10 protein-coding genes and 2 rRNA genes (1 of these 12 only partly in view) are annotated in these 13,508 nt (G+C 68.2%); 8 read left to right on the forward strand and 4 right to left on the reverse strand.

The window, feature by feature from the left end; genetic code table 11:
• The 4 genes from AC0KTA_RS30220 to AC0KTA_RS30235 form a co-directional block, all read left to right on the forward strand.
• Nucleotides 1-2,185: ribosomal RNA gene (locus tag AC0KTA_RS30220) — 23S ribosomal RNA — on the forward strand (it extends 939 nt beyond the left edge of the window).
• Nucleotides 2,186-2,323: 138 nt separating this feature from the next.
• A 5S ribosomal RNA gene (gene rrf, locus AC0KTA_RS30225) occupies nucleotides 2,324-2,440 on the forward strand.
• A gap of 179 nt (nucleotides 2,441-2,619) precedes the next feature.
• The gene (locus AC0KTA_RS30230) at nucleotides 2,620-3,864 is read left to right on the forward strand and encodes a hypothetical protein (protein WP_481056739.1); all 1,245 of its coding nucleotides are present in this window, start codon (nucleotides 2,620-2,622) and stop codon (nucleotides 3,862-3,864) included.
• The gene (locus tag AC0KTA_RS30235) at nucleotides 3,756-4,571 is read left to right on the forward strand and encodes a tetratricopeptide repeat protein (RefSeq protein WP_481056614.1); all 816 of its coding nucleotides are present in this window, start codon (nucleotides 3,756-3,758) and stop codon (nucleotides 4,569-4,571) included. The genes AC0KTA_RS30230 and AC0KTA_RS30235 overlap by 109 nt, the downstream gene beginning before the upstream one ends.
• Before the next feature lie 70 nt (nucleotides 4,572-4,641).
• On the opposite strand, the gene AC0KTA_RS30240 is transcribed toward AC0KTA_RS30235, so the two are convergent.
• Nucleotides 4,642-5,967 carry a DUF1015 family protein gene (locus AC0KTA_RS30240; protein ID WP_481051376.1) on the reverse strand — a complete coding sequence of 442 codons (1,326 nt, stop codon included), beginning with the start codon at nucleotides 5,965-5,967 and terminating at the stop codon, nucleotides 4,642-4,644.
• 71 nt (nucleotides 5,968-6,038) lie between these two features.
• On the opposite strand from AC0KTA_RS30240, the gene AC0KTA_RS30245 reads away from it, so the two are divergent.
• Nucleotides 6,039-7,097 carry an HAD-IIA family hydrolase gene (locus tag AC0KTA_RS30245; RefSeq protein WP_481051377.1) on the forward strand — a complete coding sequence of 353 codons (1,059 nt, stop codon included), beginning with the start codon at nucleotides 6,039-6,041 and terminating at the stop codon, nucleotides 7,095-7,097.
• A 179-nt stretch (nucleotides 7,098-7,276) separates the two neighbouring features.
• Here the strand turns inward: AC0KTA_RS30245 and AC0KTA_RS30250 are convergent, their stop codons facing one another.
• The 3 genes from AC0KTA_RS30250 to AC0KTA_RS30260 all read right to left on the reverse strand — a co-directional run bounded on the left by AC0KTA_RS30250 (nucleotide 7,277) and on the right by AC0KTA_RS30260 (nucleotide 10,357).
• Complete coding sequence (locus tag AC0KTA_RS30250) at nucleotides 7,277-8,110, reverse strand: siderophore-interacting protein (protein ID WP_481051378.1); 834 nt, start codon at nucleotides 8,108-8,110, stop codon at nucleotides 7,277-7,279.
• A gap of 91 nt (nucleotides 8,111-8,201) precedes the next feature.
• Nucleotides 8,202-9,260: an ABC transporter substrate-binding protein gene (locus AC0KTA_RS30255; RefSeq protein ID WP_481051379.1), complete on the reverse strand. Its 1,059-nt coding sequence runs from the start codon at nucleotides 9,258-9,260 to the stop codon at nucleotides 8,202-8,204.
• Nucleotides 9,260-10,357, reverse strand: coding sequence for an ABC transporter substrate-binding protein (locus AC0KTA_RS30260; RefSeq protein WP_481051380.1), 1,098 nt, complete (start codon nucleotides 10,355-10,357; stop codon nucleotides 9,260-9,262). The genes AC0KTA_RS30255 and AC0KTA_RS30260 overlap by 1 nt, the downstream gene beginning before the upstream one ends.
• A 53-nt stretch (nucleotides 10,358-10,410) precedes the next feature.
• Between AC0KTA_RS30260 and AC0KTA_RS30265 the strand changes: the two genes are divergently transcribed.
• Genes AC0KTA_RS30265 through AC0KTA_RS30275 form a run of 3 tightly spaced genes read left to right on the forward strand, consistent with a single transcriptional unit; the run spans nucleotide 10,411 to nucleotide 13,420 of the window.
• A complete protein-coding gene (locus AC0KTA_RS30265; protein WP_481051381.1) occupies nucleotides 10,411-11,454 on the forward strand; it encodes a FecCD family ABC transporter permease in 1,044 nt (347 codons plus the stop codon).
• Between the two features lie 35 nt (nucleotides 11,455-11,489).
• Nucleotides 11,490-12,569, forward strand: coding sequence for a FecCD family ABC transporter permease (locus AC0KTA_RS30270; RefSeq protein WP_481056615.1), 1,080 nt, complete (start codon nucleotides 11,490-11,492; stop codon nucleotides 12,567-12,569).
• A complete protein-coding gene (locus tag AC0KTA_RS30275; RefSeq protein WP_481051382.1) occupies nucleotides 12,566-13,420 on the forward strand; it encodes an ABC transporter ATP-binding protein in 855 nt (284 codons plus the stop codon). The genes AC0KTA_RS30270 and AC0KTA_RS30275 overlap by 4 nt, the downstream gene beginning before the upstream one ends.
• Nucleotides 13,421-13,508: the final 88 nt, after the last annotated feature.

The following is a 13,508-nucleotide window of genomic DNA, read 5'->3' on the forward strand; positions in this document are numbered from 1 at the left end:
AGCGTCGTGTGTTTCTTGCCGGAGGTAGAGCACTGGATAGGCGATGGGCCCTACCGGGTTACTGACCTTAGCCAAACTCCGAATGCCGGTAAGTGAGAGCGCGGCAGTGAGACTGTGGGGGATAAGCTCCATGGTCGAGAGGGAAACAGCCCAGAGCATCGACTAAGGCCCCTAAGCGTACGCTAAGTGGGAAAGGATGTGGAGTCGCAGAGACAACCAGGAGGTTGGCTTAGAAGCAGCCACCCTTGAAAGAGTGCGTAATAGCTCACTGGTCTAGTGATTCCGCGCCGACAATGTAGCGGGGCTCAAGCGTACCGCCGAAGTCGTGTCATTGCGATATGTACCCCCAACGGGGATCGTGATGGGTAGGGGAGCGTCGTGTGCCGGGTGAAGCTGCCGCGTAAGCGAGTGGTGGACGGTTCACGAGTGAGAATGCAGGCATGAGTAGCGATACATACGTGAGAAACGTGTGCGCCGATTGACTAAGGGTTCCTGGGTCAAGCTGATCTGCCCAGGGTAAGTCGGGACCTAAGGCGAGGCCGACAGGCGTAGTCGATGGATAACCGGTTGATATTCCGGTACCCGCTGTGAAGCGTCAAACATCGAATCCAGTGATGCTAAGGCCGTGAAGCCGTTCCGGACCCTTCGGGGAAAGGAAAGTGGTGGAGCCGCCGGCCCGATCTGGTAGTAGGTGAGTGATGGGGTGACGCAGGAAGGTAGTCCAGCCCGGGCGGTGGTTGTCCCGGGGTAAGGGTGTAGCCCGTCATCCAGGTAAATCCGGATGGCATGTGGGTGAGACCTGATGCCGAGCCGATTGTGGTGAAGTGGATGATCCTATGCTGTCGAGAAAAGCCTCTAGCGAGTTTCATGGCGGCCCGTACCCTAAACCGACTCAGGTGGTCAGGTAGAGAATACCGAGGCGTTCGGGTGAACTATGGTTAAGGAACTCGGCAAAATGCCCCCGTAACTTCGGGAGAAGGGGGGCCACACCTGGTGATCCGTTTTACACGGTGAGCTGGGGGTGGCCGCAGAGACCAGCGAGAAGCGACTGTTTACTAAAAACACAGGTCCGTGCGAAGCCGTAAGGCGATGTATACGGACTGACGCCTGCCCGGTGCTGGAACGTTAAGGGGACCGGTTAGTCACTCTTCGGGGTGGCGAAGCTGAGAACTTAAGCGCCAGTAAACGGCGGTGGTAACTATAACCATCCTAAGGTAGCGAAATTCCTTGTCGGGTAAGTTCCGACCTGCACGAATGGCGTAACGACTTCTCGACTGTCTCAACCATAGGCCCGGTGAAATTGCACTACGAGTAAAGATGCTCGTTTCGCGCAGCAGGACGGAAAGACCCCGGGACCTTTACTACAGTTTGATATTGGTGTTCGGTTCGGCTTGTGTAGGATAGCTGGGAGACTGTGAAGCATGCACGCCAGTGTGTGTGGAGTCGTCGTTGAAATACCAGTCTGGTCGTGCTGGATGTCTAACCTGGGTCCGTGATCCGGATCAGGGACAGTGTCTGATGGGTAGTTTAACTGGGGCGGTTGCCTCCCAAAGGGTAACGGAGGCGCCCAAAGGTTCCCTCAGCCTGGTTGGTAATCAGGTGTTGAGTGTAAGTGCACAAGGGAGCTTGACTGTGAGACTGACGGGTCGAGCAGGGACGAAAGTCGGGACTAGTGATCCGGCGGTGGCTTGTGGAAGCGCCGTCGCTCAACGGATAAAAGGTACCCCGGGGATAACAGGCTGATCTTCCCCAAGAGTCCATATCGACGGGATGGTTTGGCACCTCGATGTCGGCTCGTCGCATCCTGGGGCTGGAGTCGGTCCCAAGGGTTGGGCTGTTCGCCCATTAAAGCGGTACGCGAGCTGGGTTTAGAACGTCGTGAGACAGTTCGGTCCCTATCCGCTGTGCGCGTAGGAGTCTTGAGAAGGGCTGTCCCTAGTACGAGAGGACCGGGACGGACGAACCTCTGGTGTGCCAGTTGTCCTGCCAAGGGCATGGCTGGTTGGCTACGTTCGGAAAGGATAACCGCTGAAAGCATCTAAGCGGGAAGCCTGCTTCGAGATGAGGACTCCCACCCCCTTTGAGGGGTTAAGGCTCCCAGTAGACGACTGGGTTGATAGGCCAGATATGGAAGCCCGGTAACGGGTGGAGTTGACTGGTACTAATAGGCCGAGGGCTTGTCCTCAGTTGCTCGCGTCCACTGTGTTGGTTCTGAAACAACGAACAGTTGTGCTGGCTGAACAGCTCTACTAATCAATTGAAGAGTGTGCTTGTTCGCTGCCCTGTTTGAGATCCCGTTCTACGGCGGGATATTTCATAGGGTTTCGGTGGTCATAGCGTGAGGGAAACGCCCGGTTACATTCCGAACCCGGAAGCTAAGCCTTACAGCGCCGATGGTACTGCAGGGGGGACCCTGTGGGAGAGTAGGACGCCGCCGAACTATCTTTGGAGGACCCTTGGTCCCAGCGTTCACGCTGGGACCAAGGGTCCTTTTTATTTTTGCTCGAAGAGCGCCGACTACGCGGCTGCGTCAGAATGACTGCGGTACCGAAGACTAGGAGTCACCCATGTCCACCAACTCTCCCGACGAGCGCCCGGAGCGCGACCAGCGCCGCCGGGATGGTGGCGACCGGGGCGGACACCGCAGTGGGCCGCGTCGCGACAACGACCGCGGCGACCGTGGCGGGTTCCGCCGCGATGACCGCGGTGACCGCCGCGACGACAACCGTGGCAGTGATCGTCCCGGCTTCCGCCGTGATGACCGGCGCGATGAGCGCCGTGACAACGACCGGGGCGACCGCGGTGACCGTGGCGGGTTCCGGCGCGACGACCGCCGCGACGGGGACCGGCCGGCCTTCCGGCGTGACGACAACCGTGGCGGTGGCGGATACCGAGGCCGTGACGACCGCGACAGCGGACGCCCCCCGTTCCGCCGGGACGATCGCCGCGATGACCGCCGTGACGACCGGCGTGACGACCGAGACCGCGGCGATCGCGGTGGTTTCCGTCGTGACGGCGATCGGCCCGCTTTCCGGCGCGATGACCGGCGTGACGATCGTCGTGATGACCGGCGTGACGGTGACCGTGGTGGTTTCCGGCGTGATGACCGGCCTGGTGATCGCGATCGTGGTGATCGTGGTGGTTTCCGTCGTGATGGTGACCGGCCCGCGTTCCGTCGTGACGACCGGCGTGATGACCGTGACCGCGGCGACCGTGGTGACCGTGGTGGGTTCCGGCGCGATGACCGCGGTGACCGCCGCGACGACAACCGTGGCGGTGATCGTCCCGGCTTCCGCCGTGACAACGACCGCGGCGATCGCGGTGGTTTCCGTCGTGACGGCGATCGGCCCGCCTTCCGGCGCGACGACCGGCGTGACGATCGCCGTGATGACCGGCGCGACGGTGACCGTGGTGGTTTCCGGCGTGATGACCGGCCTGGTGATCGCGATCGTGGTGATCGTGGTGGTTTCCGTCGTGACGGTGACCGGCCCGCGTTCCGTCGTGACGACCGGCGCGATGATCGGCGTGACGACCGTGACCGCGGCGACCGCGGTGGCTTCCGGCGCGACGACAGCCGCGGCGGTGGCGGATACCGAGGCCGGGACGACCGCGGCCGCGACGACCGTGGGCGCGGGCCCCGCCGCGACGACAGCCGTGGCCGGCCCGGCGGGTTCCGTGGGCGCGACGACCGGCGCGACGACCGCGGTGGGTTCCGTCGCGACGACCGCGAGCGGGACCGCGAGCCGATCAAGCGGCTGCCGATCCCGGACGACGTCACGGGCGACGAGATTGACAAGGACGTACGACAGGAGCTGCAGAGCCTTCCCAAGGGGCTCGCGGAGGACGTCTCCAGGAACCTGGTGATGGTCGCCAAGCTCATCGACGAGGACCCCGAGCAGGCCTACGAGTACGCGAAGATCGCGCTGCGGCTCGCCTCGCGCGTCGCCGCCGTGCGTGAGGCGGCGGGCTTCGCCGCGTACGCCAACCAGAAGTTCAGCGAGGCGCTCGCCGAGTTCCGGGCCGCGCGCCGGATGACCGGCGGCGTCGAGCTGTGGCCGGTCATGGCCGACTGCGAGCGTGGGCTCGGGCGGCCCGAGAAGGCGCTCGACATGGCCGGGGCGCCCGAGGTGCACAAGCTCGACAAGGCGGGCCAGGTCGAGATGCGGCTCGTCGCCGCCGGCGCGCGGCGCGACATGGACCAGATCGACGCCGCCATCGTCACGCTGCAGAGCCCCGAGCTGGCGTCCAACTCGGTGCAGCCCTGGACCGCGCGCCTGCGGTACGCCTACGCCGACGCGCTCCTCGCCGCCGGGCGGGAGGACGAGGCGCGCGAGTGGTTCGCCAAGGCCATCGAGGCCGACAAGGACGGCACCACCGACGCGTCCGACCGGCTCGCGGAGCTGGACGGCGTCGAGTTCGTCGACGCCCTGCACATCGATGACGTCGAGCCCGAGGAAGCAGCGGCTCCTGAGGCCAAGGCCGAGGCCGAGGCTGACGCCGATGCCGGGGACGCAGGCGACGCCGGTGCCGACGTCGTCGAGCGCGATGAGATCGAGCGTGACGAGAACTGACGGCAGCGTCAGTTAGGTGATCGAAGGGGCGGGTCTCCCAGTGGAGGCCCGCCCTTCGTCGTACGCGAGGTCAGAACGCCAGGTCGCGCAGGACCAGGCCCGTCGCCGGCTTCGGGCCGAACGACGTCGACTTGCGGGGCATCGTGACGCCCTGGCGGGCCAGGTCGCGTACGACCTCCTCGCGGACTGGGTGCATCAGGACCGCCGTGCCGCCCTCGCGCTCGGCCTTCTCGACCGTCGGCTCCGTGTGATGGATGTACGCGATGTTCTCCGGGTCGTCCGGGATGCGCCAGATGTGGTCCAGGAGCGTGGCGTGCAGGACCGTCGCGTCGAGGGTGCGCCAGGCGTCGGGCCGGCCCAGGGGAACCGTGCGGGCCAGGAGGTCGGCGGAGGGGCGGTCGACGAGGTGGTACGAGCCGTCGCCGGCCAGGAGGAAGGCGTTGCCCTCGGCTGCGGCGTCGGCGAGGGCGGCCCGCGCCTCGGACAGCGAGCAGCGCAGGGTGCGTACCCGGAACGAGTCCGCGAGGGCGCTCAGGGCCTCGGCGACCGGCAGCCGGTGCAGATAGCGGTGGATCGCGCGCACCCGCAGCGGATAGCGGGCCGTGTCCACGAGGAGGACCAGACCGAAGTCCCAGGGGCCCGGCGAGGAGTGCTCGGAGCGCAGCCGCAGATAGGTGGCCCAGCGGTGGTGGCCGTCGGCGATGAGGGCCTGGTGGCGGGCGAGATCTGACTGGATCTCAGCGATCTCCGCCGGGTCGGTCACCGCCCACAGACGATGGCTGAAGCCGTCCTCCGTGGTCGTGGAGAGCAGCGGTTTGTGCTGCGCGGCGCGCTCTATTACGGCAGCGGTGCCGACCGCGACACCGCCCTCCGGACCGGCCGCGCTGTCACCCGATGTGTGGCCCGCCGCTGCGTCGCCGCGGTAGGTGAGGAGCAGCGGCTCGAAGTTCGCGGCCGTCGCGCGCATCAGGGCCGCGCGGTCCTCTACGACGTGCGGCATGACGTCCTCGTGCGGCAGGACGACGCCCTGATCCGGTTCGGACAGGCGCAGGGCGCCGACGATGCCGCGCTGCAGCATGACGTCGTCCCGCTGCTCGTACACGTACAGGCTGGGGATCGGATCGGGGGCCAGGATGCCCTCGCTGAGCCAGTCGTGGAGGGTGTCCGCGGCCTGGCGGTTGCGGGCGGCCGGAGTGGTCGCCTGCGGCAGGATCAGGCGGACGATGTTGTGCGGATCGGACGACTCCAGTTCGAGGAGTCCGTCGGGCCGGACGATCACGTCGTACGGCGGTGAGGTCACGGCGGCGAGGGAGCCGACCCGCTCGGAGTCGTAGCGCACCCCCCTGAACGGGATCAGGTCGAGGCCGTGGACGTCCGTGTGACCCGCTGTGTTCATTGGTGCATCGTATGTGTGTCAGTGGCATGAGCGATGATCGGGGGAGTGGAATTAGCGAGGAGAGATGCGTAATGAGCCAGACCGGCAGCGGGGGCGGAAGCCGGCCCGTGCGGACCCGTCCCGCGGGCAGCGCGCGGGCGCTGAGCGAGAGCTATGACACGGCGCTCCTCGACCTGGACGGCGTGGTGTACGCGGGCGGCAAGGCCATCGCGCACGCCGTCGAGGCACTGGAGGCGGCCCGGTCGGGCGGCATGCACCTCGCGTACGTGACGAACAACGCGCTGCGTACGCCGGACGCGGTGGCCGGACATCTGACGGAGCTCGGCATCCCGACCGCGCCGTCGGACGTGATCACCTCGGCGCAGGCCGTGGCGCGGCTCGTGAGCGAGCAAGTGCCCGCCGGGGCACGGGTGTTGGTGGTGGGCGGTGAGGGGCTGCGGGTCGCGCTGCGTGAGCGTGGTCTCGAGCCGGTGGAGTCGGCCGACGACGATCCGGCGGCCGTGGTGCAGGGGTATGGCGGGCCCGAGCTCGCCTGGGGGCGGTTCGCGGAGGCCTGTTACGCGATCGCGCGTGGGGTGCCGTGGTTCGCCTCCAATACGGATCTGACGATTCCGAGCGGGCGGGGCATCGCGCCGGGGAACGGGGCGGCCGTCGAGGTCGTGCGGATCGCCACGGGAGCGGAGCCGCAGGTGGCGGGAAAGCCGTTGCCCCCCATGCACCGGGAGACGATTCTGCGGACCGGGGCGGAGCGGGCGCTGGTCGTGGGGGATCGGCTCGACACGGACATCGAGGGGGCGTTCAACGGGGGCGTGGATTCGTTGCTCGTGTTGACCGGGGTCACCGATGGGGCGCAGTTGCTGGCCGCTCGGCCTGAGCATCGGCCCACGTATGTGGACGCGGATTTGCGGGGGATGTTGGGTGGGCAGCCTGAAGTGACCTCGGGGGAGGGGGGGTTCGTCTGTGGGGGGTGGACTGCTTCCGTTTCCGTGCGGGGTGATGCTTTGGTGCTTGAGGGGGAGGGGGAGGCTTTGGATGGGCTTCGGGCGTTGTGTGCGGTCGCTTGGGCGTGGGCCGGGGATGGTGTGTGTCGGTTGGACGGGGGGAAGGTGTTGGCTCGGCTGGGGGTATAGGGCCCTGCGGGGCATTCCCCAGTCCCGCCCCTTCCCGTAACCAAGGGCTGCCGCCCCTGGACCCCGCTTATCGGCCTGAACGGCCTCGTCCTCAAACGCCGGACGGGCTGAGATAGGGCTGGGGTGGTGGGCCGCACCGGGCGGTGGCAGCGCCGGGCGGTTGAGCCGGTAGGCGTCGGTCAGGCCTGCTCGTTGTTCGACAGGAGTTGGTCCTCTGTTGTGCCCTTGCGCCAGTAGCCCGTGAACTTTACGCGTTTGCGGTCGATGCCGCGTTCGCCGACGAGGTGGCGGCGTACGGACTTGACCGTTGCCGATTCGCCCGCGATCCAGGCGTAGGGCGTGCCGGTGGGGAGGCGGGCGGCACGGATCGCGTCCGTCGTCGTGCCCTCGCCCGTGAGCCAGGTGATGTCGGCGTCCGCCTTGGTGAGCAGTTCCTGGCGGTCCGCGGGGTCGTGGAGTTCGAGCCACGCGAGGACCCGCGTCGACGGCGGCAGCGATTCGAGGATGCCGGCGACGGCGGGCAGTGCCGATTCGTCGCCGGTCAGCAGGATCCAGTCGGTGTCCTCGGGCGGCCTGAAGTCGTACGCCGCGTTCTCCTCCTCGACCGGGGCGAGGACGCCGACGCGGGTGCCGGGACGGGCGGCCGTGCGCGCCCAGCGCGAGGCCGGGCCCTCGGTGGCAGGCGCGTCCGGGGCAGCCTCGTGCACGGCGAAGTCGACGATCAACTCGTCCGGGTCGCGGCGCAGTTCACGGATGGTGTACGTGCGCATGATGCCGCGTACGGCGGGGTCCAGGGCGCGCCAGGCCGCGTACCAGTCCGGGGAGTCGGTGTCCGGCATGACCGGCGCGCTCTGGCCCGGTTGCGGCAGGAAGACCTTGACGCGCTGGTCGCGTCCGCCCGAGGCCATCCGCGCCACGTCGGAGCCGCCGAGGGCCACGCGGATCATCGACGGCGTCAGGCGTTCGGTGCGCAGGACGTGGGTGTCGAAGAACTGGAACGGGGCGTCGGTCATGGTGAGCCTCTTTCCTGTGTCCCTGTGCGTCTTCTGGTTCCTGTGGCGTCTTCTGGTTCCCGTGGCGAGTTCTGGTTCCCTTGGCGAGCTGCTAGGGCTTGAGCTTCTTGGACTTCTCGATGGCGGCGGCGAGCTGTTCGAGTACGGGCGCGTAGCCGGCGTAGCTGTAGCGCTCCTCCATGGACCACGGGACCGTCTGGCCGGCCTTGACGGCGGGAAGCTTGGTCCAGGTGGGCTTCTTCGCGAGCTGCTGTTCGGTCAGGGCGGAGGAGCGGTTGTCGACCATGATCAGGTCGGCGTGGTACTTGTCGGCGTTCTCCCAGCTCAGGAACTCCCAGAAGCCCCACTCGTCGCTCTTCTTGCCCTCGACGAACTCGACGCCGAGGTCCTTGAAGTAGTTGAGGTCGCAGTAGGAGTCCGGCACGGCGACGTACATCTGGTCGGCGTCGCCCGTCATCGCCATGACCTTCAGTCCGCCGTTCGCCTTCGCGGCCTTGCGCAGGGTCCGTTCGGCCTTCTGGAAGCGGGACTTGGCAGCGCGCACCTTCTCGGCCTCCAGGTCGGCGCCGAGCGCGACCGCCAGGTCGGTATAGCGCTTCAGCGGCTCCAGGAGGGAGGCGCGGGCGCCGTTGATGCCGACCGTCGGGGCGAGGGCGGCGATCTTCTTGCTGCTCTCCTCGGGGACGAACCAGAGGTTCGGCGGCGGGAACATGTTGCTGATCAGCAAGTCCGGTTCGAGGGACGCGTACTTCTCGATGTTGAACTGGCCCCAGTTCTCGCCGACGCTCGTCAGTCTGTCGACATCGAGTTCGCCGGCCTGTGGGTTGGGCTTGCCGTCGACGGGCTTGGACGGGCCGAAGACGCCGGTGCACTCGACGCCGTAGTCGTGCAGGGCGGCGGCCGTGCTGATGAACGCGACGATGTTCTTCGGGGTCGACTTGGCGCGCACGGTCTTGCCGCGGTCGTCCTTGAAGCTCCAGGCCTTGCCGTCGGCGCCCGTGTTCGACGCCTTGTCCTTGTCGTTGTCGTCGCCGCAGGCCGTGAGGAGGGCGCCGAGGCCCAGGGCGCCGCCGGCGGTGAGCAGGCCGCGGCGGGAGAGGCGGGAGGAGTGAGAGAGACGAGAGGGGCGGGAGAGGTGGGGCGCGGGCATCAGGTGACCTTCTTCGACTTGTCCAACGCCTCGGCGAGCTGCTCGATGAGCGGCGCGTACCCGGCGTGGCTGAACTGGGCTTCGTTGTGCCAGGAGATGACCTGGCCTGCCTTGACCGCGGGCAGCTGGGCCCAGGTCGGCTTGGAATCCTTGAGCTCGTCGGGCTGGAGGTTGCCCGTCCGCTTGTCGACGAGAATCAGGTCGGCTTCGTACCGATCGGCGTTCTCCCAGCTGAGGTTCTGCCAGAAGCCGCTCTTGATCACGCTGGTGGGGGTGACGAACTCGACGCCGAGGTCGCGGTAGTGACGCAGGTCGGTGAAGGCGTCCGGATCGCCCACGTACATGGTGTTGGCCTGGCCGGACATCCCCAGGACCTTGATGCCGCCGCGGGACTTGGCCGCCTTGGCCGACTTGCGCAGCCGCTCGGACGCGGCCTCGAAGCGCTTCTTCGCCGCGGTGACCCGCTGCGCCTTCAGGTCGGCGCCCAGCGACTCGGCGAGTTCGGCGAAGCGGCCGATGGCCCTGGTCAGGGACGTCTTGCCGGTGAGGATGCCGACGCTGGGCGCGAGCGGCAGGATCTTGCCGGCGGACTCCTCGGGGACGTACCAGAGAGTCGGGGAGACATTCATGGTGCTGACGAGGAGTTCGGGGCGCAGGCTCGCGTACTTCTCGATGCTGAACTCGCCCCAGGCGTTGCCGATGATCGTCACCTTGTCGACATCGACATCCGCGGCCTGCACGTCCGGCTCGCCGTTCTTGAACTTGGTGGGGCCGAAGACGCCGGTGCACTCGACGCCGAAGTCGTGCAGGGCGGCGGCCGCGCCGATGTAGGCGACGATGCGGCGGGGCCGGCTCGACGCCTTCGCGGTCCTGCCGCGGTCGTCCTTGAAGGCCCAGGCTCCGCCCGCCTTCGAGGAGTTGTCGCCCGCGCCGCCCGCGCCGTCCCCGTCGTCCTTGCCGCCCTCGCCGCCCTCGCCGCCACCGCCACCGCACGCCGCGAGCAGCCCGCCGATGCCCAGCGCGCCGCCCGCGCCGAGCATCGCGCGCCGCGACGGCCGGGACCAGGGGGACTCGGGAGAGGGGCGTGACCCGGGCATACGTGGTGCTTCTCTCGTCGAAGAGCAATGGGAGGGTAGGCTAACCTAACCACGTGTTGGTCGACAGTCCCCCTGAACCCAGCGCGGAGACCGCTCCCGCGCCACCCGGCCGCCGAGCGATACGCGGCGCCGGGCTCCTGTTCTCCGCAGTGGTGCTGCTGGCCCTGGTGTTCGCCAGCATCGCCGTGGGCGCCAAACCGCTCTCCATGGACCAGGTCTGGCACGGCCTGTTCGAGGACTCGGGGACGTACACCGACATCGTGGTCGGCGAGCGGGTGTCCCGTACGCTGCTCGGCCTGCTCGCGGGCATGGCGCTCGGCCTGTCCGGCGCCGTCCTGCAGGCGCTGACCCGCAACCCGCTGGCCGATCCCGGGCTGCTCGGCATCAACATGGGCGCGTCCGCCGCCGTGGTCACCGCCATCAGCTTCTTCGGCGTCACCTCGCTGAGCGGTTATGTGTGGTTCGCCTTCGTGGGCGCGGCGGTCGTCGGTGCCCTTGTGTACGCGCTCGGCGGCACCCGCAGCGCGACACCCGTGCGGCTCGCGCTCGCCGGCACGGCGCTGACCGCGGCGCTCACCGGCTATCTCCAGGCCGTGATGATCACGGACAACGCCGCGCTCGACAAGATGCGCTTCTGGACGGTCGGTTCGCTGGCCTCCGCCAAGATGGAGACGATCCAGCAGGTCCTGCCGTTTCTCGCCGTCGGCACCTTGCTCGCGCTCGCCCTCGCCCGGCCGCTCAACGCCGTGGCGATGGGCGACGACACCGCCCGCGCCCTCGGCGCCCATCTGACCCGCACCCGCGCGCTGTCCATGGTCGCCGCGACGCTGCTCTGCGGCGCCGCGACCGCCGCGTGCGGGCCCATCATGTTCGTCGGCCTCATGGTGCCGCACATCGTGCGGTCCTTCACCGGCCCGGACATGCGCTGGATCTTCCCGTACGCGGCCGTCCTCTCGCCCGTCCTGCTGCTCGGCGCCGACGTGCTCGGCCGGGTCGTCTCGCGCCCCGCCGAACTCCAGGTCGGCATCGTCACCGCGGCCGTCGGCGCCCCGGTGTTCATCCTGCTCGTACGACGGCGGAGGACGGCCCAGCTGTGAAGGCGATACGTACCCGCGCGACACGTACCCCGGCGATGCGTGCCCGCGCGATCCGTACCCGTGCGATGCGTACCCGTGCGATGCGTACCCGTGCTATCCGTACGGGCGGCGGGCTCTCCGTCCGCTTCGACGTCCGCGCCGCCGTCGTCGTGGCCGTCCTCGTGGTCGCCGCGCTCGCCGCGAGCGTCGTGCTCATCGGCACCGGCGACTTCGACATCCCGACCGCCGACGTGATCCGCACCCTGCTCGGCAACGGCGACCCCGGCCAGGAGTTCATCATCAACGACCTGCGGCTGCCGCGGGTCGTCGTCGGCCTCCTTGTGGGCGCCTCGCTCGGTCTCGGCGGCGCGCTCTTCCAGTCCATCGCCCGCAATCCGCTGGGCAGTCCGGACGTCCTCGGCATCGGGCAGGGCTCCACCGCCGGCGCCCTCCTCATGATCGTGATCTTCCAGGGCAGCGCCAACGAGGTCGCCGGCGGTGCGCTGGTCGGCGGCCTGGTCACCGGTGCCGCGATGTATCTCCTCGCCTGGAAGCAGGGCGTCCACGGCTACCGGCTCGTCCTCGTCGGCATCGGCGTGAACGCCTTCGCCGTCGCCATGAACGGCTATCTGCTGACCAAGGCCGACCTCGTCGACGCCGCGCGCGCGGTCGTGTGGATGACGGGCTCCCTCAACGGCCGCGACTGGGAGCAGGTGTGGCCGCTGCTCACGCTGTGCGCGGTGCTGCTTCCGCTGGTCATCGCCCATGCGCGGCCGCTGCGGATGCTGGAGATGGGCGACGACACCGCGTACGCCCTCGGGGTGCCCGTCGAGCGCACCCGCGTCGTGCTGATGGGCTCCGCCGTGCTGCTCACCGCCGCCGCGACCGCCGCCGCCGGGCCCGTCAGCTTCGTCGCCCTCACCGCGCCGCAGCTCGCCCGCCGCCTGACCCGCTCGCCCGGCCCCAATCTGCTGCCCGCGATGTGCATGGGCGCCACCCTGCTGATCGTCGCCGACTGGGCCTCGCAGCGGGCCTTCGGCGCCGACCAGTTGCCCGTCGGCGTCGTCACCGGTGTGCTCGGCGGCGTGTATCTGCTGTGGCTGCTGGTCACCGAGCGGAAGGCGGGGCGGATATGAGGACCAGGACCCCGTCCTCGTACGAAGACACACACGACCAGGAGCGTGCCCCTGTGAACCGGCTCATCGCCGACGACGTGACCATCGGCTACGACCAGCGCGTCATCGCGGAGAAGCTGTCCGTCGAGATCCCCGACAACTCCTTCACCGTGATCGTCGGCCCGAACGCCTGCGGCAAGTCGACGCTCCTGCGCGCCCTGTCCCGGATGCTCAAGCCCTCGGCGGGCCGGGTGCTCCTGGACGGGCAGGTCATCCAGTCGATGCCCGCGAAGAAGGTCGCGCGGACACTCGGACTGCTGCCCCAGTCGTCCATCGCCCCCGACGGCATCACCGTCGGCGACCTGGTGGCGCGCGGCCGCTACCCGCACCAAGGTCTGCTGCGGCAGTGGTCGGGCGCCGACGAGCGGATCGTGCGCGAGTCCATGGAGTCGACGGGGGTCGCCGAGCTCGCCGACCGGTACGTCGACGAGCTCTCCGGCGGCCAGCGGCAACGCGTGTGGATCGCCATGGCACTCGCCCAGCAGACGCCGCTGCTGCTGCTCGACGAGCCGACCACGTTCCTCGACATCCAGCACCAGATCGACGTCCTTGACCTCTGCGCCGACCTGCACGAGGAGCAGGGGCGCACGCTGGTCGCGGTCCTTCACGACCTGAACCACGCCGCCCGCTACGCCACGCACCTCATCGCGTTGCGCGACGGCGAAGTTCTGGCCGAGGGGCCGCCGCGTGAGATTGTCACCGCTGAGTTGGTTCGGGAGACCTTCGGGATCCAGTGTCAGGTGATCGATGATCCGGAGACGGGGACGCCGCTTGTGGTGCCCGCTGCGCGGAAGGCTCGCGTGGGCGCGTGATGCGGGGCTCTTATGGGGGCTTCGCCCCCTTTCCCCCTCTTTCGCCGCTTCGCGGCTCGTCCTCAAGCGCCGGACGGGCTGAATTCTC

It is taken from the genome of Streptomyces sp. Y309 (assembly GCF_056712025.1).